The organism is Neobacillus drentensis, assembly GCF_021560175.1.
In the GTDB taxonomy this organism is placed as follows: Bacteria; Bacillota; Bacilli; order Bacillales; family Cytobacillaceae; genus Neobacillus; species Neobacillus drentensis_A.
Genome location: NZ_CP091110.1, coordinates 874,833 through 897,625, shown reverse-complemented (window position 1 = coordinate 897,625; position 22,793 = coordinate 874,833). Strand labels below are relative to the sequence as shown.

The following is a 22,793-nucleotide window of genomic DNA, read 5'->3' as shown; positions in this document are numbered from 1 at the left end:
CCTCTCCCCTTCCAAAAGGAAGCTAAGGTACTAGAAGTGTTAAATGAAGACCATTTGACAAAATAATAGTTAAATCGATGACGGGAATAAAGGAATAAGAACTTGTATTTTCAGAGAGCTGGGGTTGCTGGAAGCCCAGTAATACAACTTATTCTGACATCATCCCTGAGTGTTGGGCTGAAATGGGTAATAAGTAGGCTCAATCAGGTGTATATTTTAAGCACCTGTTACCAAAAGAAGCGAATCTTTTTAGTTGTCGCTTCCTAAGACAGTATTCGTAAGGATACTGTAAAAAACGGGTGGTACCGAGAAATGAAAGACCTTTTCTCCCCGATTATTCTGCTATGTTGTCTTGATTGCAGTTAATTCGAGGTGAATAGGTCTTTTTTACTATGGTGAAGCAGATCAATTGGAAGGCTAGATTGGGAATCTACAAAATTCTACGAATTATGAAAAGATTCTACAAAATTTGTAGATTATTCTACAAAAATAAGATATGATTCTACAAAATAGAGATTATTCCAAAAATAAGAACAACGCGCCAATCAAAATAAAAGACAACAATCTACCGTAAATTTTTTAAATTTTCAAATACCCTTAAGGAGGGATTATGACGTGAAAGTAGAAGCAAAAAAGCTTGACATCCAAACAACTACAGAGCCGAGAACCGGTGCAGACCTTCTCATCGACTTACTAAAAGAAGAAGGTGTAGAAACCCTGTTTGGATATCCCGGTGGTGCAGTGCTTCCAATATATGATGCCATTTACCGCGCACAGGATAGAATCAAGCATGTTCTCTTCCGACATGAACAAGGAATGATCCATGCAGCTGAAGGGTATGCCCGGGTTACCGGCAAACCTGGAGTCGTCATTGCCACATCTGGACCAGGAGCAACTAACCTTGTAACAGGCATAACCGATGCAATGATGGATTCTCTGCCACTTGTTATTTTCACTGGGCAGGTTGCAAGAAACATCATCGGAACAGACGCCTTCCAAGAAGCGGATATTATGGCGATTACCACACCGATTACGAAACATAACTATCAGGTACAATCGATCGAAGACTTACCGCGCATTGTCAAGGAAGCCTTTCATATTGCTTCTACCGGACGGCCAGGGCCTGTCTTAGTCGATGTCCCTAAAGATATTTCCGCCGGATTTTTAACAGAAGAACCTGAAGAAGCGAGCATTAATTTGCCTGGATACCAGCCAACAACAAAGCCAAATCCATTACAAATTAAAAAACTTGCCGAATCCATTTCAAAAGCAATCAAGCCTGTCATTCTTTCAGGTGCCGGTGTTCTCCATGGTAGAGCATCAGCTGAATTAACTGCTTTTGCGGAAAAACACCAAATCCCAGTAATCACTACTTTACTTGGACTTGGTACCTTTCCTGCAGATAATCCCCTTTCGTTAGGAATGGGAGGAATGCACGGAACATATGCAGCTAACATGGCCATTTACGAGTGTGACCTGCTTATCAACTTTGGGGCCCGATTCGATGATAGGCTAACAGGCAATCTTAAACACTTCGCCCCATTTGCGAAGGTTGCTCATATTGACATCGATCCAGCTGAAATTGGTAAAAATGTTCCAACACATCTTCCGATCGTTTCTGATACGAAAGAGGCACTTAGTGAACTGCTTAATCAAGAAATTGAATCACCTAATGCTAGTGAATGGCTGGAAAAACTAACCCAGAACAAACAGGAGTATCCGCTTTGGTATAAACATGATCCAAACGGAATGTGTCCGCAATGGGTGATTGAAGCAGTCCATAAAGTAACGAATGGTGATGCCATTGTCGCAACGGATGTCGGACAGCACCAAATGTGGGCCGCACAATATTACACCTTTAAGCAGCCGCATCGTTGGATTACTTCAGGTGGACTTGGAACAATGGGCTTTGGCTTCCCTGCTGCAATTGGCGCACAAATCGCCGAGCCGGATAGTACAGTCGTTGCGATTGTGGGTGATGGCGGCTTCCAAATGACACTTCAGGAATTATCGATTATTTATGAAAGAAATCTTCCGGTAAAAATTATTATTGTCAACAACGGCGCACTTGGAATGGTTCGCCAGTGGCAGGAACTATTACACGGAAACAGAATTTCTGAATCGATTCTTCATACACAGCCTGATTTTGTCAAACTGGCTGACAGCTATTCGATTAAAGGTTATCGGGTGAACAATCAGGAAGAATTAATTGCCGTTTTACCAGAAGTATTTGCTCATAGCGGTCCGGTATTAGTTGATTGCCGTGTTCTTCAGCAAGAAAAGGTATTCCCGATGATTGCCCCTGGTAAAGGAATTCATGAAATGTTAGGGGTGAAACCATGAAACGGATCATAACAGCAACCGTTCAAGACCGAAGCGGTGTCTTAAACCGGGTCACCGGCCTTTTGCAAAGACGCCAGTTCAATATTGAAAGCATTTCAGTTGGTCCATCCGAAACTGAGGGCATTTCAAAAATGACCTTGGTGGTTGAGGTGGAAGACGAACAACGCCTTGAGCAGGTGACGAAACAATTAAACAAGCAAATTGATGTTTTAAAAGTTTCCGATATTACTGATAAGGCAATTGTCGCTCGTGAGCTGGCCTTAATTAAAGTAGCTTCAAGCAGCCATTTGCGCAGTGAAATCAACGGAATTATTGATCCGTTCCGTGCCTTAATTATTGATGTAAGTAAGGACAGTCTCGCTGTTCAAATTACAGGTCGTCCTGATAAAATCGATGCCCTGATTGAGATGCTCCGCCCTTACGGTATTAAAGAAATTGCCAGAACCGGACTGACTGCCCTCCAACGCGGGCACCAGCCGCAAGTAAACGATCTAGCAACACATTCACTATTAAAATAACAATATATTTGAGAGGATGATTCATAATGGTAAAAGTACTTTATAACGGAGATATTCAAGAGGCAGTTTTACAAGGAAAGAAAATCGCAGTAATCGGATATGGCTCTCAAGGTCATGCTCACGCACTAAACTTAAAAGAAAGCGGCTTTGATGTTGTAGTCGGTTTACGTGAAGGGAAATCTTGGGATAAAGCAGTTGAAGATGGTTTAGATGTACGCCCTGTTGCAGAAGCAACTGCAGCTGCAGAAGTAGTAATGGTTCTTCTTCCAGATGAAATGCAGCCAAAAGTATATGAAGAAAGCATCAAAGATAACCTTGAAGCAGGAAATGCTCTAGTTTTCGCTCATGGCTTCAACATTCACTTCAGCCAAATCGTCCCTCCTGCTGATGTTGACGTATTCCTAGTAGCACCAAAAGGCCCAGGACATTTAGTTCGCCGTACTTATACAGAAGGTGCTGGAGTTCCTGCTCTATATGCAGTTTACCAAGACTACACTGGTCAAGCACGTGATGTTGCTCTTGCTTATGCAAAAGGTATTGGCTCTGCACGTGCAGGTGTATTGGAAACGACTTTCCAAGAAGAAACAGAAACAGATTTATTCGGAGAACAAGCGGTGCTTTGCGGTGGTGCTACTGCCCTAATCAAAGCTGGTTTCGAAACATTAGTAGAAGCTGGTTATCAGCCTGAAGTTGCTTATTTCGAGTGTTTACATGAATTAAAATTAATCGTTGACCTTTTATATGAAGGTGGATTAGAAAACATGCGTTATTCTATCTCTGACACTGCACAATGGGGAGATTTCGTTTCTGGACCACGTGTAGTAAACGAAGAGACAAAAGCACGTATGAAAGAAGTATTAAAAGATATCCAAACTGGTAAGTTTGCTCAAGGCTGGATCTTAGAGAACCAAACAAACCGCCCACAATTCAATGCAATTAACCGTGCTGAAAACAATCACCAAATCGAGGTTGTTGGCCGCGAGCTTCGTGCATTAATGCCATTTATTAAAAAGCCTGTAAATGCAAAGAAAGAAGTGGTGGTAAATGGTTCACGTTAACATCTTCGATACAACCTTACGTGATGGAGAACAGTCTCCTGGTGTAAATTTAAACCAGCTTGAGAAATTGGAAATCGCCAGACAGCTAGAGCGGTTTGGGGTTGACATTATGGAGGCCGGCTTTCCGGCTTCCTCTCAAGGCGATTTCGACGCAGTAAGAGCCATTGCTCAGACGATCAAAAATTCATCTGTTACAGGCTTGGCACGTGCAACTAAATCGGACATTGACATTGCGTGGGATGCGTTAAAAGATGCAGCCGAACCAAGATTGCATGTATTTCTTGCTACCTCCCCTATCCATATGCAATATAAGCTGATGAAGACTCCAGAGGAAGTCGTTAGCACAGCAGTAGACATGGTTAGATATGTGAAACAGAGATTCCCGCATATTGAATGGTCTGCAGAAGATGCCTCCCGCTCTGATCTGGATTTTCTAGTCAAAATTATTACTAAGGTCATTGATGCCGGAGCAACCGTTATTAATCTTCCGGACACGGTAGGTTATACCACACCTGAAGAATATGGCCGGATGTTCCGCTACATCAGAGAAAATGTACCTAATATTCATAAAGCCGCCCTCTCCTGTCATTGTCATGATGACTTAGGTATGGCTGTTGCCAATTCGTTGGCAGCAATTGAAAACGGAGTAACGCAAATTGAAGGTACAATTAACGGTATTGGTGAACGTGCTGGTAATGCCTCTTTAGAAGAGGTTGCCGTTGCCTTGAATATCCGTAAAGATAAGTATCCATTTACTACGAATCTAGTATTAAAAGAAATCAAACGCACAAGCGATCTGGTCAGCCGATTAACAGGCATGATAGTTCCACCCAATAAAGCAGTCGTAGGCAGAAATGCCTTTGCTCATGAATCAGGAATCCATCAGGATGGCGTATTAAAAAATGCGTTAACTTATGAGATTATTACCCCTGAATTAGTCGGTGTTAAATCCAATGATTTAGTCCTTGGAAAACATTCAGGCCGCCATGCTTTTAAAGATAAGATTGAGCAAATGGGCTATACCCTATCACCTGAAAAACTGGCTGAAGCATTTACAGCCTTTAAACAATTGACTGATCGTAAAAAAGAAGTGACGGATGAGGATCTATTTACTATTCTGACTGATATTCAAACTGCCACGATTGATGTGAAGAAATATGAATTGGTTGCCTTCCAAGTACAGTATGGTTCCGCAAACCTTCCTACTGCAACCGTTGCGTTAACAACTCCATCTGGAGATCGTGTTGAAACAGCACGTACGGGGTCTGGAAGTGTTGAGGCATTGATGAACACACTTGAAGCACTAATTGCAGAAGAAATTCATTTGACTGATTTCAGACTAAGCTCTGTCGGTCAAGGACGTGATGCACTTGCTGAAGTCCATGTAAAAATGACTGTTAACGGAACATCTTTCTCGGGCCGCGGCTCTGCACAGGATGTTTTGGAAGCATCAGCAAAGTCTTTCTTAAATGCAGTCAATCGCGTATTTTTTAACCAATCAGCCGTAGTTCAAGAACCTGCAACCATATAAAAAAGTATTAGCAAAAATTAAGGCGTCTACATAGGCGCCCTCTCGTAAAACAAAAAAAATGAGGAGGTTGCTTCTAATGAAAAAACATATTGTCTTACTTCCCGGGGATGGGATTGGCAAGGAAGTTATTAATTCAGCAAAAGATGTGTTAAATGCGATTGCTGAAGAATTTAACCACAGTTTTAGCTTTGAAACCCATGAAATCGGAGGAGCAGCCATTGACCAATATGGCACTCCCCTTCCGGATTCAACAGTAGATGCCTGTAAACAGGCAGATGCTGTTTTACTAGGAGCGGTAGGCGGACCTAAGTGGGATCAAAATCCTTCTCATCTTCGCCCCGAACGCGGTTTGCTCGGTATCCGAAAAGCGCTGGACTTATATGCAAATTTAAGGCCAATTAAGGGATTTAAGAACCTGCTCCATGCCTCCCCTCTAAAAGAAGAAGTGGTGGCAGGAAGCGATCTCCTCATTGTACGTGAATTAACGGGCGGGCTTTATTTTGGTACACCAAGTGAACGGCGTGATAATGGAAATGCTGTAGTAGACACACTTTCTTATACTCGTAAAGAAATTGAGCGAATTGTTGATAAAGGCTTTCAGGCTGCTCAGCAGCGCTCGGGGCACCTTACTTCGGTTGATAAAGCCAATGTCCTTGAGTCCAGTAAGATGTGGCGAGAAGTCGTAGAGGAAAAGAAAGCACAATATCCTGATGTTGTGGTAGAACATTTGTTAGTTGATGCTGCCGCAATGAAATTAATCACGAATCCAACACAGTTTGATGTTATTGTGACAGAGAATCTTTTCGGCGATATTCTAAGTGATGAAGCTTCTGTTTTAACTGGCTCGATAGGTATGCTTCCTTCTGCAAGCTTGCGTGAAGATGGTGTTGGTCTGTACGAACCCGTTCATGGTTCCGCACCTGACATCGCCGGCAAAGGAATTGCCAATCCATCTGCGATGATTTTATCAGCTGCCATGATGCTGAGATATTCGTTTGATTTAAATAATGAAGCCAAAGTGATTGAAGATGCCGTACAGTCGGTTCTCGATTCTGGTTTCCATACAGGGGACCTTCAAATCGCAGAAGGACGCCAAGTAGGAACCGCTGAAATGACGAAATTGATTGTCGACTATATTAAATCACAGCATGCATCCAAGTGTATCGCCAGCTGTTATTATTAATTCAATTACGGGGTAAACCATTGTCTTAATGGTTTACCCACAATTTTTCTATCTATAAAAAAATAAATCTATTATCGTGAGGAAGTGTGCTATGCAAACGCCAAAAACGATTATCCAAAAAATATGGGAACAACATGTTGTCCATCAAGAAGCAGGAAAACCCGATTTACTATACATTGATTTACATCTAGTTCATGAAGTAACCTCTCCTCAAGCGTTTGAGGGCTTACGGATGAACGGGCGCAAGGTTCGCCGCCCTGACCTTACTTTTGCAACAATGGATCATAATGTACCAACCCGCCAGAGGCTGACTATTAACGATCCTGTTTCAAAAAATCAGATCGATACTTTACAAAAAAATTGTCAGGAATTCGGAGTAACCCTTGCCGACATTCATCATCCGGACAACGGTATCGTCCACGTTATCGGCCCCGAGCTTGGCCTTACACAGCCTGGTAAAACGATTGTCTGTGGCGATAGTCATACTTCTACCCACGGCGCATTTGGTGCTCTTGCCTTTGGTATTGGAACCAGCGAAGTGGAACATGTTCTTGCTACTCAAACGCTATGGCAGGCAAAACCAAAGACCCTTAATGTAAAGGTTAATGGAAAACTTGGGACAGGTGTTACCGCGAAAGACCTAATCCTAGCGATTATTGGTAAATTTGGTGTTCAATTTGGTACTGGTTATGTAATTGAATACACTGGTGAGGCCATCCGCTCGCTTTCCATGGATGAACGTATGACAGTCTGCAACATGTCGATTGAAGCGGGTGCTAGAGCAGGATTAATTACGCCGGATGAAACTACTTTTGAATACTTACGCGGTCGCAGACATGCCCCTCAAGGCGAAGAGTTTGAGAAAGCTGTCGAAAAATGGCGTGCTCTAGCAACCGATGAAGGTGCAGTCTATGATACAGTTGTGGAAATAGATGCAGCTGAAGTTGAACCGCAGGTTACATGGGGAACCAACCCTGGTATGTGTATCCCGGTTACAGCGAACGTACCAAGCCCTGATGACAGCGATAAGCCAAGTGAAAAAGACGAAATTAGCCGCGCCCTTGAATATATGGGTCTTGAAGCTGGACAGCCTCTATCAAGTGTGGTCATCGATCACGTATTTATTGGTTCTTGTACAAATTCAAGATTAAGCGATTTACGTAAAGCTGCTGAAGTTATTCGTGGCCGAAAAGTAAATCCTGGAGTTACAGCAATTGTTGTTCCAGGATCATTTAGTATTAAACTTGCCGCTGAAAAAGAAGGTATTGATCAGGTGTTTATCGATGCTGGTTTTGAATGGCGTGAAGCTGGCTGCAGTATGTGTCTTGCGATGAATGATGATATTGTACCTCCAGGCGGTCGCTGTGCTTCTACCTCTAACCGTAACTTTGAAGGACGCCAAGGAAATGGTGCCCGCACCCACCTTGTAAGTCCAGAGATGGCAGCTGCCGCAGCGGTAGCCGGTCATTTTGTAGATGTCCGTCAATTTACTGCACAGGAGGTAATTTAAAATGGAACCGTTACGCGTCCATCAAGGCCTTGTTTATCCAATAAACCGTTCTAATATTGATACTGACCAGATTATCCCTAAGCAATTTTTAAAACGGATAGAACGCAGTGGTTTCGGCCAGTTTCTATTTTATAATTGGCGTTTTGATGACAACGGAAATCCTCGCCCGGATTTTTCATTGAATGAGCCGAAATATAAAGGTGCATCGATCATCGTTGCCGGCGAGAATTTTGGCTGTGGCTCTTCTCGTGAGCATGCCCCATGGGCAGTTCAGGATTTCGGCTTTAAAGTCATTATTGCCCCTAGCTATGCCGATATTTTTAAAAACAACTGTGTAAAAAATGGCATACTTGCGATTGTAGCTAGTGAGGATCAGGTTCAGACAATTATTAAAAAGGCAGAGTCCACTGAATATACATTAACAGTAGACCTTGAGGAACAGAAAGTATACGACAATGAAGGTTTTGAGCTATCCTTCGATATCGCCCCATACCCTAAGCAAATGCTGCTTAATGGCTGGGATGAAATTGGCGTTACTTTAACTTACGAAGATAAAATTAAGCAATATGAAGCGGTAAATAATTAGAATGAATGCGCTTGGCGTTGCCCAAGCGCATTTTTACTTACTATTAAAATTCAGGGAGCTGATCAAGGTTATTTTCCTTAATACCGTCCGGCTCACTCCGAATAATGTCTCGGCCATATTTATGAAATACATCTACATGGGCGAGTTTACCTGCCTTCGCTTCATTTAAAGCGGTTAGGTAATCTAATTCCCGCCCTGAACTCGTTCTGAACGCAATGATGTCGCCATCATTATTTTTCCTAACCGCAACAAATTCCTCTTTTCCGGAGCTATTGCCTTGTTGTACTTCGATTTGTGCCTGCTGTTCTCCTTGTGCCTTATACTCTTCATAAATTTTTTGATAGTCCTTCTGTTCCATCATTCCCACCTCCGAACATTTGTTAGTATTTTTCATTTTCTGTAAATTATCCTTTTGTAAAAAAGTGGGTGCCTGACACCTCTTTTACGTTTTTCAAGATGAGTACCATGGTATAGAGGAAAACGATGTTGATGAGGAGGACGATTACGATCATGACAGGACTGATCTTTATCCCTGTTAGGTATTGCAGAATAACCATGGCGGATAGGGCTGTTAATAGGGTGACATCTTTAAAGGTGATCACGACTGCAAGGAGATAACCAAATGGTCTTCGTTTGATGAGTAATATGGCAGCTAAGAATCCTACTGGAATAACAAAGCCTAGGTCTAGAGCCTGTATAATGAGGGTTGTGTAATGTTCCAAGCCGTCAGGTGGGGTACCGTGAATCACCCCTGGTACTACTTTTCCGAGCCACATCAATCCAAATACAGATGAGACAACGAATAAGAAGCTGCTGATGAATGTAACAGGAAGTGTCTCGTTAAATAAATGTGGTAACTTAGGAATATCAAAGGACATCATCGCAAGTATAAACGCAAAGAAACTAGCTGACATGATGATGACATAAACTAGGAACATCGAGTTGTACATGGAAAGGAACGAATATGAGACGTAGGTGTATAAGAAGTAGCCAAGCGTTCCTGTAAGGAGCAGCTTCCCCTTTACCAATCCTTTTGTAGTAAGCACAAGTGAAATAATGAGCAATGGTATACCCAAAAATAAGGTCACATAATCTTGTGCAAGTGCTTGTGTGGCCATTGACACGGAATCATGCTGATAGAGTCCCCTTCCATAAATGTTCACATTTTCACTAAATATTGATTTGTATTTGTATGGATCTTTACCTTGATGTGAAACAAGCGCGTATGTCGTGGCAGCAAAAGACAATAACGAAATAAGTACGGCTAAAAAGCTGATCGATTTTTTATTTTTCATGTTCTTTTCCCTCCTTTGAATGGTGAGTTTCAATTCCTCTTTATCGTAAACCAAATAATTCCTCTAACCTACAAAGATTATCTCTGTTCACAAAAGATTCGGAAACTGCATTTGAATGGACCATGCTTTTTGACAAAGGCTGAAAAGGGTATACTAGTTTCATAAGCTTTTACGGAGTGAAAAATATGCTGAATTTTGATAAAACACATGATCCGCGTCAGAATAAGATGCTTATTGACCAGATCACCGAAAACAAGCTTCATATAAAAGAACTGATCCAAGAAACCGAGACCCTGTTTCAGCAAGCCCGGAACCTGTCAATTACCCCCCAGCCAGAAGCAAGTACATCGCCTTCTAATCCGAAAAAACTGGAAAGCGGGGTTTTCCGTCTTACAGCGAAGCGGTCTCAGATTTTAGAACCCACCCGCATTTTACTGGATCAGGATGGTGGAAATGTCGTTCCCGATTGGAAAGACAAACTTGATGTAGAGTACAAGCGACTACTATCAACGATTACAAAGGAAATAAATGTGGTAGATTGTGGTGCGGTTGGGGATGGAAAAACGGATTGCACTGCAGCTTTTAAAAAGGCACTCGGCAGTGGGCAGGTAAAGGTAATGGTTCCTCCTGGGATTTATGTCACAAAGGGAATCACACTGCCGTCTTGGACATGGCTTGTTGGCTCAGGCCCCGGCATCACCACGATTAAATTACATGATAATGCCCCAAAGGGTACAAGATTAATCACAAACGCTAACCATTGGAAAGGCAATCATCACCTTCTCGTCCAAGGTTTAAGTTTGGAATGGAATGTCGAAAGGCTCGGTGATATTCCAAAAACAAGTACATGGGGCAACCATTCAAGCTGTTTAACCTACGCCAATGTTACCTACGGATGGGTGAAAGAGGTGGAAGGAATTAATCCTGGGCTTCATTGTTTTGATATTTCTTCAACTCTTTACAATTATGCAGGTGACGGATATCGGGGCCATAGAGGCAGCAAATATGTCTGGCTCGATCATGTAACTGGGTATGGCTTTGGTGATGATGGCATTACCACACACCACAGTGATTATATTTTCATCTCAAATTCTCATATGTGTGACCCAAGCGGCCGGGCCCATCAACAAGGATTCTCTAATTCGAACGGATATGAAATCGATGATGGTTCTAGAAATGTTTTATTAGTGAATAATTCAAGTGCTCGATGCTTTGGCGGAGTTGAAATAAAGGCCCACGAGAATTCCTCAGCGGCCTCAAACGTAATAATCATCGGACACCTATCGATGAATGATAACCGATCATTTAACTTCCGGCATATTGGTCATCATAAACTAAATGATGCTGAATCAAAGACTGCCTACAATATTATCGCTGCCAATCTCGCAGCAATTGCACCGGTATATTCTGATTTATATAAAGATTCAGCACCGCGTGGAATGGTAATTTCCGCTTATAAAAATGTGGTCGTTAATCAACTTACAGTCGTTGGCAGCCCTGAGTACGACTTTAAAGGTAATCCGGTTATTGCGGTTCAATATCGGGCACGAAATGTAATTCTGAACAGAATCACAGTTAAGAATTTTACGAATCGCGGAGCGTGTATAAAGGTTTACGGCGGCGATAATCGTGCTGATTCGCTAAAAATTCAAGCTTGCGATCCGGAAGAAATTGAGGTTGGAAAAGCTGTACAACATGTTAGGATTGAAGCAGAATCTACCATTCATTAACTCAGCTGCCGCAGCGCTATAAGGATTAAAAAAGCGTCAAGCCTTACTTTTGACGCTTTCCTTCTTTTTCAACAACCATTTCATCTATTAGTTTTTCAGCCGCTTTCCTGTATAAATTACTCATATGGACTAATGATGAAATCATCAGCACCCTCTCTAAATAAGCTGCGTCTTCCTTTTGGTCCTCCGTAATTTCCTCCATGACAGCTGTTACCCGTTTTTCGATATCTTCCTTAAAATCAGCAATGTTTTGGACGGTTAGATGTAAGTAACTCATATAAAAAGAAGCTAAATCCATTTCATCATTTATTATTTTTTTATTCATTCCGCTTAGGGTCACTTTAATATCATTGATTGACAGTGCCCCCTTTAGCTGGTAGATCAAGCTCATGAGGATCAAATGCTCTTTTGAATATTTTTTATTTTGTATCGGAAAAATCAATTTTCCCTTTGCATAGTTATTGATCATTGTTTTCGTAAGAATCTTATCTTCTTGATTCCGCTTTGACTCATTGAATTTATTTTCAAATAACTGAATAACCTGGTCCATATATAAATCGATGTTTGGAATATCATCCAGTGTTAAATTGGTCTCAAGACTTAATGAATCAAGGATTTGTTTGATGTTTTCCATGTAAAAAGCCCTCGCTAACTTAATCGATATTCTTATTATACATAATGAGATAAAGATTGACTAGATTACGTTTTATCAGTATTATTATAAGTAGTTATCAAAACTACATGTTGTGTTAGGGAGGCAACGAAATGCATAATTATATCCGAGAACCCATTAATGGATTAACCCATTTAGCCGGAGCTGTTTTATCATTTGTCGGTTTACTCATGATGGTCATAAAAGCGTCGATGACAAACCCAACCCCGCTTGAGATTACCGCCGTAATTATTTTTGGTGTCAGTATGATCCTGCTTTACTCTGCTTCAGCAACTTATCACATGGTGATGGCTCGTGATAAGGTGATTGCCTTTTTACGAAGACTCGATCATTCAATGATTTTTGTGCTGATTGCGGGAACGTACACGCCTTTTTGTTTTATTAGTCTGAACGGAAAGACAGGTGCTATGTTATTTTCAATTATCTCGGCGGTTGCAATTAGCGGCGTTGTTTTTAAAATGGTCTGGTTTGCATGTCCGCGCTGGATTTCGACAGCTTTGTATATCGCGATGGGTTGGATGATTGTGTTTGTCTTCTCACCACTGACTGGAAGTTTAAACCCAATTGGACTGTTCTTACTGATCCTCGGAGGAATTTTTTATACGATAGGCGGTGTGATTTACGGGGCAAAGCCGAAGTTTCTTGAAACAAAGTATTTAGGCTTTCATGAGATTTTCCATATCTTTATTTTACTCGGAACCTTGTCCCATTTCTTATCCGTATACTTATATGTGATTTAAGTTTAGACGCCTTTGATCCTAGGCGTTTTTTTATTTAGGAAAAAATTTTTTTATACAAATTTATAACATTAAAATTTGTATAAGGCTCAAACTAAAATGAGGTTTTTTATAAGATGTACTTTTCTGCTTCTTAATGGGTTTTGCCCACTTACGATTTCGGACTTTATAACTATCAAGTGACTCGTGGAAAAATGGCTTAAATAGGACTGAGGTGTTTTCTTTGTTTCGATTACTTTTTCAAATCATCGTCATCGGGCTATCGGCCATCCTTTTCGGCTTTTCCTTTAATTCTTTCCTCATTCCACATAAGCTGACTTCAGGAGGCGTAACAGGGATCTCCTTCTTAATTCAGCACTTTACCCATATCAATACGGGATTAATTATTTTAGCCATTAATATTCCACTATTTTTCGTTGGGATCAAATATTTAGGGAAAAGATTTGTCCTGTTTACTGGTTATGCGGTATTGGTTTTATCGCTTAGTATGCGATTCATTCCCATTCGGGCGATTAGTCCTGATATTCTTTTATCTTCGATTATCGGTGGGGCCCTCTATGGAATCGCTGTTGGGCTTATTATCCGCCAAGGCGGGTCGACGGGCGGGACTGATATTATCAGCTTAACACTGGCTAAAAAGAAGAACATTCAAGTTGGCTTTTTAAATACGATTATGAATCTTTTTGTCGTGGGGAGTTCGGGATTGATTTTCGGATGGAATATTACTCTTTATACAATTATTGCGATCTATGTGGCTGGCCGTGCTGTTGATATGGTGTATACGAATCAAAATAAGTTGACGATCACGATTATTACGGATAAGTATCACGAACTGACCGATTCTTTATTTAAGCTCCATGCTAGAGGAGTAACGGTAACGGATGTTGAAGGGGCTTACACTCATAAGCAACGGAAGATGTTAACGACGGTTATCACTAAATTTGAGCTGAATGAAACCAAGCACACGATAAAAAATGTCGATCCACATGCATTTGTGAATATCATGCAAACGATGGAAGTCATGGGGCGATTCCGGAAAAATTAAAAGCAGAGGGCCGTTGGGATTTTGGCCTTCTGCTTCTTGAAGACAGATTGTCTTTTTAGTTCCTGGCTTTGTCCTCATGAACGCTCTATGAGGATAGATTTACTCTTTAGTCTCTAATGTTTGTCCTCTAAGCTCCTCCATCAACACTTGAGCATGATTATAGATCGGTTCCTTAGCTCCATATAAAAGAGTCACCCGATCCTTCTCCGCGAGCTCAAGTATTTGCCTGACTAACTCACGCTTTTCATCATCCGTCCGAAGCTCTTTAAGGTACTTTATACGAAACTCATCAAAAAGCTCCGGCACATGACAAAACGACTTCCGCAGCTCATTACTAGGAGCGACCTCTTTAAACCAATACGACAAACGCGCAGCATCCTTCGAAATCCCCCGCGGCCACAACCGGTCAACCAAAATCCTGCAGCCATCCATCTCATCATATGGTTCATAAACCCTTTTAATAAAAATAGTAGCCAAAAGTTCATCACCTCACTAAACTATAAATACCCCTAACCGTCCTCTCCAAATGGACAGTGTCCACGAATGGTGTCAGGCACCATTAATCCTCGTCCTTTACATCGATACTTTCTGGGATAGGTTCGTTCAGGTATTCGTCGACGAGCTGTTTGTATTTTTCTACTTGTTTTAAATGTGTGGCAAATTGTTCTTTGTAAATGAGGTATTGTTCGCCGTCAAATAGCGCTCGGATTTTCTTTTTTTGGATCAGGCTCTTGACGGTAGCCTCTGGAACCGCTAAATATTCCGCTGTTTCTTCTATTGTCAGATACACTATAATATCCCCTTTTAATCAAAATTACCGCTCAAGTCCCGGACGGTGATTAAGAAAGTTTTCATAGGCAAAGCCTCGTACCTCTTCCTCTTTAAAATGCTTTAACAATTCATTGATCAGATTTTGACTTTTAGAGGCATCTTCCAATTCCTTGACAAAGGTAGAGATACCATCAAAATCAGAACCAAGGCCAAGTTGCTTTACACCGCCTAAGGAACAAAAATGATCAATATGTTTGACCAAGTCTGAAATGATTACCTCTCCACTTTCCTTAATAAACGGAGGATTATAAACCACGTGGACCAATCCCCCCCGTGCAAACATCGCCTTCGCCTGTTCATCCGTTAAATTCCGTGGATGGCTGCAAAGTGACCGGGCATTGGAATGGCTGGCAATGGGATATTTGGCTAATTCGATCACTTCCCAAATTCCTTTGTCACTTAGATGAGATACATCCGTAAGGATTTGATGCTGGTTATTAAACTCAACAATCTCCTTTCCGAACACGGTCAGCCCTCCGCCGCGCGGTTCCCCTGCACCATCGGCAGCAAGATTCGCCTGGTTCCAAGTCAATCCCACCGACCGGACTCCCAATTGATAAAGGATATGAAGCTTCGCTAAATCATTCCCGATGGCATCTACCCCCTCAAGCGTTAGCATCGCTCCTATCTGCCCAAGTTTCAAACGGTCAAAATCCGACCAGGCTTTAATATGAACCATATCAGGATTACGACCGAGAACTTCCTTATAAAAATAATCAATTTGCTCAAGTGCAACCTGAAACTTCTGATCTCCTTTAATGTCCGGCTCGATAAATATCGCAAAGCACTGCACCTTAACTTGGCCCGCTTGTAACCGATTCTTATTCGTATCGAGCTCTTTTGCATCGGCAAATCGTAAAGCTCCCTTTGCTTCCTGGAGTTTCATCAAGGCATCACAATGCAGATCAATAATATTCATGGTTTCCAAAACTCCTTTTTATAAAAAGTGTACCATAATAAAAAAAGGCCAAGTATAAAAAATACTCAGCTACTAAAACTCTTCCGCTATCCTTTTAATCTTTGGCAGGACCTTATCCCAGATTTCTGCGCTAGCATCTCGATAGAACTGACCATTCGTCATAGCAGAAAAATCACCTTGTAAAATATGAAGGGTCGTCTTTCCTTCAACTTCAGCTAAATGAAAGGTGATACCATCTTCCTCTGTAACCTCGGGTCTTTCTGCCATTCGAACATCGAATACAGTAAAACGAAGAAGTTTATCTTGCTTAACAGCGGTTACATTTCCTTCGACAATCACGGTTCCATCCTGACCTTTCCAATATACCGGACTTTCTAACTCCCATGTTGATTCCAAGTGAAACTCTGGACCACCGCTGGAAAACTCGACCGCCCACTGGCAATTTAAATCACTTTTAGTTAAGACATCCCAAACATTTGAAGCAGGAGCATTAATTTCAATCGTCTTATCCACGAATAATTTAGTCATATGGCCCTCCAAAACTGGTATTAGTATCTCTATTATAAAGAAAAAATCATAGATGGTCCACGCCACCTGCCGATTCATTTTTCTTAGAAACACAAGACTGGTTTCAGTACTTTCCGCCGGATGGTTTCATGCTAGATGGATTGAATCTCTAGTTTCCTTTCAGTTACCTCTTTCCCTCCCTTAAAAACATACTGGAACGATGATTTCTTTAGGATGACATGATTGGGAATTTTTCTAAGGAATTCATTTTAAAAAAAGCTGTCAGATATTCTTACAACAAAAGAGAAAATATCCGAGTGTTATAGAATAATAAATCTCAAGTTTAAAAGGAAAAATTTTGTTTTCCTCTTTAACACAAGGTAGGTATAAACCTATAATGATCAACGTTTAATATAGAGTAGATTGGAGAGATTGTAATGTCAGCTGACAAATTTATAGAAGAAGCAATTGATGAAGCTCTCACCAATGTGATGAGCAGTCATGGAGGACCATTTGGAGCGATCGTTGTCAAAGAGGGGAAAATTATCAGCAGAGGCCGGAATGAAGTTACTGCCTCAAACGACCCGACAGCCCATGCCGAAGTTCAGGCAATTCGCGAAGCCTGCCAAGCTCTTAAAAGCTATCAGCTTGAGGACTGTGACATCTATACGAGCTGCGAACCCTGCCCAATGTGCATTGGCGCCATCTATTGGGCTCGTCCAAAGGCTGTTTATTATGCCTGTACCAAAGAAGACGCAGCAAAAATTGGCTTTGACGATCAATTTATTTATGAACAACTCGCATTACCTTACGAAGTGCGAAAAATCCCAATGAAACAAATTTTTCATGTAAATGGCGACTTGCCGTTTAGAACCTGGGAGAAATCACACACTAAGGTTGAATATTAATCTGATAAAAAGAGGATGTTGAAGATGGATCAATTAGAAAGAAGAATCTCTGTGGCATCTGGAAACGAACTTGCAGATACTGTCATTAAGAATGGAAAAATAATCGATGTCTTTAACGGTGAAATATTCGAAGCTGACATTGCCATTGTAGACGGATATTTTGCAGGAATAGGAGAATATAGCGGAAAAAATATCATTGATGCAAATGGCAGTTATGTTTCTCCAGCTTTCATTGATGGCCATGTCCATATTGAATCCTCTACGGTAACAGCCGGGGAATTCGCCAAAGTCCTTCTCCTTCATGGGGTTACGACCGTCATTGCGGATCCCCATGAAATTGCGAATGTCGCAGGAGCGGCAGGTCTTCAATATATGCTGGATTCTACGGAAGGCCTTGCATTTGACTTTTACTTTATGCTTCCCTCCTGCGTACCGGCAACAGCCTTTGAACATTCCGGCGCCATTCTTATGGCCGAGGATTTAAAGCCTTTTTATCATCATCCGCGCGTCCTCGGTTTAGCAGAAGTAATGAATTACCCTGCCGTGGTAAATGCAGACCAAGATATGATCGATAAACTATCAGATGCAAAGAACTTAGGAAAAAAAATCGATGGTCATGCGGCTGGACTAAAAGCCGATGATTTAAACGTATATATGTCTGAGGGCATTCGAACTGATCACGAAAGTACAACGGCTGATGAAGCAAAAGAGCGTCTTCGTAGAGGAATGTACTTGATGATTCGTCAAGGGACTGTTGCCAAGGACTTACATCAGTTAATCCCTGTTGTGAATGAGCATAACGCCAGACGCTGTCTGTTTGTAACAGATGATAAGCACCTAGACGACCTTGTTCAGGAAGGCAGTATTGACCATAATGTTCGGCTGGCGATTGCCTCTGGGATTTCCCCAGTCACTGCAATTCAAATGGCATCCATTAATGCGGCCGAATGTTATGGCCTTGAAGAAAAAGGAGCTATTGCCCCCGGTTACAAAGCGGATTTCATCCTTTTTGATAACCTCGAAACCATCCGGATAACGGATGTATACAAAGATGGACTTGCGGTTGTCAAGGATGGCTTGCTAATCAATGAACCCAAACTTCTAACTTTCCCCATCCCTGCATCCATAAGAGAATCGGTTCGCTTTCACGAGCTTGAAGAGGATAGTTTTCAGTTCCTTATAAAGGGCACGAAGGCGAATATTATTGAAATTATCCCTAACAGTCTCGTAACAATCCATCAAATAGAACAGGTGGATACGTGTGAACTTGGATTATTTCAGCCATCCATTATTGCTGATCAATTAAAGCTGGCTGTCATTGAACGCCATCAGCTGACAGGGGCAATAGGCTTGGGGATTGTGAAAGGCTTGGGTCTAAAATCAGGAGCCATCGCGACCACTATCGCCCATGATTCACATAACCTTATCATCGCAGGCACCAATAATAAGGATATGGTTGTGGCCGCAAATGCAATCAAAGATATGCAGGGTGGTATGGTTGTCGTTAATCAAGGAGAAGTAGTCGCCTCTTTAGAGCTTTCTATTGCAGGATTAATGTCAGATCTTCCTTACAAGGAAGTGTACAGCAAACTAAATGAGATCCATCTTGCTCTTAAAAAAATTGGAGCTAACAACCATCTTAATCCATTCTTAACACTATCCTTTTTATCGCTTCCGGTCATCCCGGAGTTAAAGCTGACAGATCAAGGGCTATTCCAGGTTTCAACATTTAAGCATATTGGGATAGATGCATAATAAGAAGCCAGTTTCTCCGAAACTGGCTTTCCCATTTATAATGCAATCGATTCCTGACTGTCGACGGCTTTTTTACTATAATAACGCTCAAGAAAATGACCATTTAACGAAGCCAACACTTGCTGGAATAGCATCGCAACTACAACCGGAACCGCTACTGCTGCTGGAAAAAAGGAAACCGCTAATACAGCCCCCGCACTAATATTTCTCATCCCGCCTGTAAACGTCAAAGTAATAACAGTACCTTGTCCTCTCTTCATCAAGCGTCCAATCAAGAAGGAAAACAAATACCCCGTTAAGGCAATAAAAAAGACAACTACTATAATACTAACCAGCTTAAAGCTAAAATTTTTCAAATAAGGGGCCACAACAGACCCATTCAGCATCACAACAATACCTAAACAAAGTTTTGAGAAAGGAGCAAGATTTGGACCTATTTGTTCTTTCACTTTCCCTTTTGTAAGCTGATTTAAAGTCATCCCAATCAATGATGGGATGACCACCATTCCCAACATACCTTTCATAATACTCATTGTATCCATATCGACCTTTTGACCAATAAATAATGTCAAAGTCAATGGAACAATAATCGGTGATAATAAAGTATCAATTAAGATAATGGATAAAACCAAAGGAATGTTTCCTTTATAAATCGATACCCAAATGAAACTAGTGACACCCGTGGGAATGACCATGCCGAGAACAAGACCAGTGATGGTGTAGGCATCTCCTGAAAAAGCAGCATGACCAATCCCCCAGGCCCAAAGCGGCATAAGGACGTGTAAAATCATCAAGGCTAGGAATATAGGGAATGGATGTGTAATGACATCCTTTAATGATCGGAAATTTGAACTTAAACTGCCTTCAAAAGTCATAAAGGCAAAAATCCAAGGAATTAAATAAGAATAATCTTTTATATGAGTGCTTAAAAGAACGCCTAAAATCACACTAACTGGAGTGATCAACGGCATAATTTTGACAAGTCGTTTATTTAAACTTTGCAGCATGTAAATCTCCTCCCTACCAAAGGATACCATAATTTCTTTAGAGGGAATGAAAAAACCTTCGTAAAGCGAAAAAAATTCTTAATGTCTCGGTGCCCAAAGAATCACCGTAACTCCAATCAAACAAATTAACGTACCAATCCAATCATATACATCAGGGGTCTTTTTATCGATTCCCCACCCCCAGAGTACAGCTAGAAGAATAAAGATTCCCCCATATGCAGCGTACACTCTTCCAAACGAAGGGAATTTTTGAAACGTGGGGATTACACCGTATACAACCAAGACAATTGCGCCAAATACTCCAAACCACCATGGCTTATCCTCACGCAGCCACAGCCAAATCAAGTATCCTCCGCCAATCTCAGCAAGTCCAGCTAGAATAAATAAAATAATGGCCTGAATAACAGAAATCACTCTCCTCTCTATATCCTCATCCTTTAATTTTAACTCACTCCTCCACTTTAAAAAAATCTAGTGGATTTAAACATACACTTAAAGTCATAGATATCACCTATATCGATCCCCTGTCATCCTTCCATCGGAACAAAAGTCCCCCTTATGTCATACCGTATATTGCCTTGTGTTTTTATTATGGAAGGAGAGAAAGCATGTACTACAACCCTTTTTATTATCCGGCTATTCCTCCCAATCAGGTTTATCCGACCTATACACTAAACGCTCCCATCCCACGCATGTATCCACCTGTCGATATCAATATATTTGAAACGTCCGTCAAAACCTTTCGTCTGTTAATGGCGCAGGGAAGTATACTTTTAGACCGCCTTGGTGATGCTCAATTTTCCCGCAAGGTTATGAGTGCTGCCCAGCAAGGAAAACAGACTGAAGTTGATCAATTGATAAAATCAATTGGTTTAAGAGTACCTGTTCAGTCTAGATTCACACCTACTGGCGTGAATTTTACCCTTGCCACCCACCCTAACCAACTGCAATCAGTCAACTGCTGCACCTTAACCATTGCAATGAAATGGGGGAGATAATCCCTTCTCCATTTTTTCAAGACTAGCTGACTCGCAGATTAAGGAGTCAGTCTATTTTTGTCTCATGTCTTATACAAGCCTATATCGAATATGGTAAGAGAGACCGTATGAGATTTCCACTATTTTTATCAGTCAGTTGGGTGTACAATGGAAGTTATGTTTGAAAAAGTTACTAGAGCAAAGGAGTATAAAAATTTGGCGGAAAAATCCTATCAATATCAAGAACAATCTCTATTCAGTATTTCTTGGCCGCTTTTTATTGAACTTTCCCTGCATATGGGAATCGGTATTATCGCGACCTTCATGTTGGGGCATTTCTCGGATTCAGCGGCTGCCGGTGTAGGGGTTGCCAATCAACTTTTAAATATATTTATTCTCGTCTTTAATGTGACTTCGATCGGAGGAACCGTTTTAATTAGCCAAAAACTTGGTGCCGGCCGTTTGAAAGATGCTAGACAGTTAGGACGCACAGTATTTGGACTGAACGTTTGGTTCGGCCTCTTTGTGTCACTCATCGTTTTCTTCTTCGGCGAACAGCTTTTACAACTATTTGATATCCATGGAAAAGTATATGACTACGGACTGACCTTCCTTCGTATATGCGGAATCTCGCTTTTCTTTGAATCTATTTCTCTTGCATTGAGTGCTATCTTACGAAGCCATGGGTATACAAAAGAATCAATGTTTGTAACGATGATGATGGATTTTATCAGTATAGGCGGAAATATCCTTGCTATAACAGGGATTTTCGGTTTACCGATAACCGGTGTCACAGGTGTGGCCTGGGCGATTGTGGTGGCACGTGCCTTTGCCGTTTGTGCTTTACTATATTTTGTCTATAACCGGCTGGCACTAAAACTGGAATTAAAAGATATTATGACTGCTAAAACAGAAGATATTAAGGGGCTGCTCGGTATTGGGATTCCCTCAGCGGGTGAGAATCTTTCCTATCAATTCTCACAGTTGATTATTACCGGCTTTGTTGTATCCATGGGTACAGCATCACTTGCGGCACGTGTTTATGTCTTAAATATAAACTATATTTGTTTTCTATTTACTGTGGCAATCGCCCAAGGGACGCAGTTGTTAGTGGCCCGGTACATTGGCGGGAGGCAGTATGACCGGGCTTTAAAGCGAGGCATTAAGACCTTGAAAATTGCCATGGCTGCCTCCACCTTAACCTCGTTAATAATCGCTTTAATTGGATCACCTTTACTAGAAACGTTTACAAAAAACCCTGAAATTATCGCTGTCGGCCTGCCTGTCTTATGGGCCATTGTTTTTGTCGAACCAGGCAGGGCGATGAATATTGTTTTAATGAATTCCCTTAAATCGGCGGGTGATGTTCGTTTCCCAGTGGTGATGGGCATACTGTCGATGTGGGGAATAGCCGTATCCCTCAGCTATCTGCTTGGAGTGCACTATGGACTAGGATTATTAGGTGTTTGGCTTGCCCAGGGTGCAGATGAATGGCTGCGCGGTTGTTTTGCCTTAAAACGCTGGTATATGAAACCATGGGAGCGACATAAGGCAGCTAAAGCGGAACTTTCGGTATAAACAAAAAGTGGCAATCAGTTCAAAAAAACTGGCTGCCACTTTTTTTATTTTATCGTTTGGGCCGTTCAATAGTTTGCCATAACATTTCGAACAAACTTTGAA

23 protein-coding genes are annotated in these 22,793 nt (G+C 41.4%); 14 read left to right on the top strand and 9 right to left on the bottom strand.

Features of this window, described 5'->3' with window-relative positions; all coding sequences use genetic code 11:
- The first annotated feature begins 615 nt into the window (after positions 1–615).
- From ilvB to leuD, 7 genes are all read left to right on the top strand, one after another.
- Positions 616–2,343, top strand: coding sequence for a biosynthetic-type acetolactate synthase large subunit (gene ilvB, locus L1999_RS04250; protein WP_235742438.1), 1,728 nt, complete (start codon positions 616–618; stop codon positions 2,341–2,343).
- Positions 2,340–2,861 carry an acetolactate synthase small subunit gene (ilvN, locus tag L1999_RS04245; RefSeq protein ID WP_215041310.1) on the top strand — a complete coding sequence of 174 codons (522 nt, stop codon included), beginning with the start codon at positions 2,340–2,342 and terminating at the stop codon, positions 2,859–2,861. Before ilvB ends, ilvN begins: the two co-directional genes overlap by 4 nt.
- Before the next feature lie 26 nt (positions 2,862–2,887).
- Positions 2,888–3,919 (top strand): ketol-acid reductoisomerase, encoded by a 1,032-nt coding sequence (ilvC, locus tag L1999_RS04240; protein WP_235742437.1) that lies wholly within the window; start codon positions 2,888–2,890, stop codon positions 3,917–3,919.
- A complete protein-coding gene (locus L1999_RS04235; protein ID WP_235742436.1) occupies positions 3,906–5,450 on the top strand; it encodes a 2-isopropylmalate synthase in 1,545 nt (514 codons plus the stop codon). Before ilvC ends, L1999_RS04235 begins: the two co-directional genes overlap by 14 nt.
- 76 nt (positions 5,451–5,526) lie before the next feature.
- A complete protein-coding gene (gene leuB / locus L1999_RS04230) occupies positions 5,527–6,633 on the top strand; it encodes a 3-isopropylmalate dehydrogenase (protein WP_235742435.1) in 1,107 nt (368 codons plus the stop codon).
- Between the two features lie 91 nt (positions 6,634–6,724).
- Positions 6,725–8,143, top strand: a complete 1,419-nt coding sequence (gene leuC, locus L1999_RS04225; RefSeq protein WP_235742434.1) for a 3-isopropylmalate dehydratase large subunit — start codon at positions 6,725–6,727, stop codon at positions 8,141–8,143.
- A gap of 1 nt (position 8,144) precedes the next feature.
- Positions 8,145–8,729 (top strand): 3-isopropylmalate dehydratase small subunit, encoded by a 585-nt coding sequence (gene leuD / locus L1999_RS04220; RefSeq protein ID WP_235742433.1) that lies wholly within the window; start codon positions 8,145–8,147, stop codon positions 8,727–8,729.
- A gap of 43 nt (positions 8,730–8,772) precedes the next feature.
- Here leuD and L1999_RS04215 read toward each other — a convergent pair whose 3' ends face one another.
- Together L1999_RS04215 and L1999_RS04210 are read right to left on the bottom strand one after the other, a co-directional pair.
- A complete protein-coding gene (locus L1999_RS04215) occupies positions 8,773–9,087 on the bottom strand; it encodes a DUF3892 domain-containing protein (protein WP_235744245.1) in 315 nt (104 codons plus the stop codon).
- A 46-nt stretch (positions 9,088–9,133) separates the two neighbouring features.
- Positions 9,134–10,024 carry a hypothetical protein gene (locus tag L1999_RS04210; protein WP_235742432.1) on the bottom strand — a complete coding sequence of 297 codons (891 nt, stop codon included), beginning with the start codon at positions 10,022–10,024 and terminating at the stop codon, positions 9,134–9,136.
- Between the two features lie 185 nt (positions 10,025–10,209).
- On the opposite strand from L1999_RS04210, the gene L1999_RS04205 reads away from it, so the two are divergent.
- Entirely contained in the window at positions 10,210–11,754 is a 1,545-nt protein-coding gene (locus L1999_RS04205; protein ID WP_235742431.1) for a glycoside hydrolase family 55 protein, read from the top strand.
- Between the two features lie 43 nt (positions 11,755–11,797).
- Here L1999_RS04205 and L1999_RS04200 read toward each other — a convergent pair whose 3' ends face one another.
- A complete protein-coding gene (locus tag L1999_RS04200) occupies positions 11,798–12,388 on the bottom strand; it encodes a DUF1836 domain-containing protein (RefSeq protein WP_235742430.1) in 591 nt (196 codons plus the stop codon).
- 131 nt (positions 12,389–12,519) lie between these two features.
- Between L1999_RS04200 and trhA the strand changes: the two genes are divergently transcribed.
- Both trhA and L1999_RS04190 read left to right on the top strand, forming a co-directional pair.
- Positions 12,520–13,167 (top strand): PAQR family membrane homeostasis protein TrhA, encoded by a 648-nt coding sequence (trhA, locus tag L1999_RS04195; protein ID WP_235742429.1) that lies wholly within the window; start codon positions 12,520–12,522, stop codon positions 13,165–13,167.
- 220 nt (positions 13,168–13,387) lie between these two features.
- Positions 13,388–14,209, top strand: a complete 822-nt coding sequence (locus L1999_RS04190) for a YitT family protein (protein WP_235742428.1) — start codon at positions 13,388–13,390, stop codon at positions 14,207–14,209.
- A 99-nt stretch (positions 14,210–14,308) separates the two neighbouring features.
- Here the strand turns inward: L1999_RS04190 and L1999_RS04185 are convergent, their stop codons facing one another.
- The 4 genes from L1999_RS04185 to L1999_RS04170 form a co-directional block, all read right to left on the bottom strand.
- Positions 14,309–14,686 (bottom strand): DUF488 domain-containing protein, encoded by a 378-nt coding sequence (locus L1999_RS04185; protein ID WP_235742427.1) that lies wholly within the window; start codon positions 14,684–14,686, stop codon positions 14,309–14,311.
- An 82-nt stretch (positions 14,687–14,768) separates the two neighbouring features.
- Positions 14,769–14,999: an excisionase family DNA-binding protein gene (locus tag L1999_RS04180; protein WP_235742426.1), complete on the bottom strand. Its 231-nt coding sequence runs from the start codon at positions 14,997–14,999 to the stop codon at positions 14,769–14,771.
- A gap of 24 nt (positions 15,000–15,023) precedes the next feature.
- Positions 15,024–15,959, bottom strand: coding sequence for a dipeptidase (locus L1999_RS04175; RefSeq protein ID WP_235742425.1), 936 nt, complete (start codon positions 15,957–15,959; stop codon positions 15,024–15,026).
- 72 nt (positions 15,960–16,031) lie between these two features.
- Positions 16,032–16,487: an SRPBCC family protein gene (locus L1999_RS04170; RefSeq protein WP_235742424.1), complete on the bottom strand. Its 456-nt coding sequence runs from the start codon at positions 16,485–16,487 to the stop codon at positions 16,032–16,034.
- Positions 16,488–16,903: 416 nt separating this feature from the next.
- On the opposite strand from L1999_RS04170, the gene L1999_RS04165 reads away from it, so the two are divergent.
- On the top strand, positions 16,904–17,374 hold the full coding sequence (locus tag L1999_RS04165) for a nucleoside deaminase (protein WP_235742423.1): 471 nt from the start codon (positions 16,904–16,906) through the stop codon (positions 17,372–17,374).
- 24 nt (positions 17,375–17,398) lie between these two features.
- Positions 17,399–19,129, top strand: a complete 1,731-nt coding sequence (ade, locus tag L1999_RS04160) for an adenine deaminase (RefSeq protein WP_430540005.1) — start codon at positions 17,399–17,401, stop codon at positions 19,127–19,129.
- A gap of 35 nt (positions 19,130–19,164) precedes the next feature.
- Here ade and L1999_RS04155 read toward each other — a convergent pair whose 3' ends face one another.
- Positions 19,165–20,136 carry a bile acid:sodium symporter family protein gene (locus tag L1999_RS04155; protein ID WP_235742421.1) on the bottom strand — a complete coding sequence of 324 codons (972 nt, stop codon included), beginning with the start codon at positions 20,134–20,136 and terminating at the stop codon, positions 19,165–19,167.
- Between the two features lie 78 nt (positions 20,137–20,214).
- On the bottom strand, positions 20,215–20,550 hold the full coding sequence (locus tag L1999_RS04150; RefSeq protein ID WP_235742420.1) for a YnfA family protein: 336 nt from the start codon (positions 20,548–20,550) through the stop codon (positions 20,215–20,217).
- A gap of 194 nt (positions 20,551–20,744) precedes the next feature.
- Here L1999_RS04150 and L1999_RS04145 point away from each other — a divergent pair, with 194 nt between their 5' ends.
- Both L1999_RS04145 and L1999_RS04140 read left to right on the top strand, forming a co-directional pair.
- Positions 20,745–21,134 (top strand): YuzC family spore coat inner layer protein, encoded by a 390-nt coding sequence (locus L1999_RS04145; protein ID WP_235742419.1) that lies wholly within the window; start codon positions 20,745–20,747, stop codon positions 21,132–21,134.
- Positions 21,135–21,329: 195 nt separating this feature from the next.
- Positions 21,330–22,691, top strand: a complete 1,362-nt coding sequence (locus L1999_RS04140; RefSeq protein ID WP_430540004.1) for an MATE family efflux transporter — start codon at positions 21,330–21,332, stop codon at positions 22,689–22,691.
- Positions 22,692–22,793: the final 102 nt, after the last annotated feature.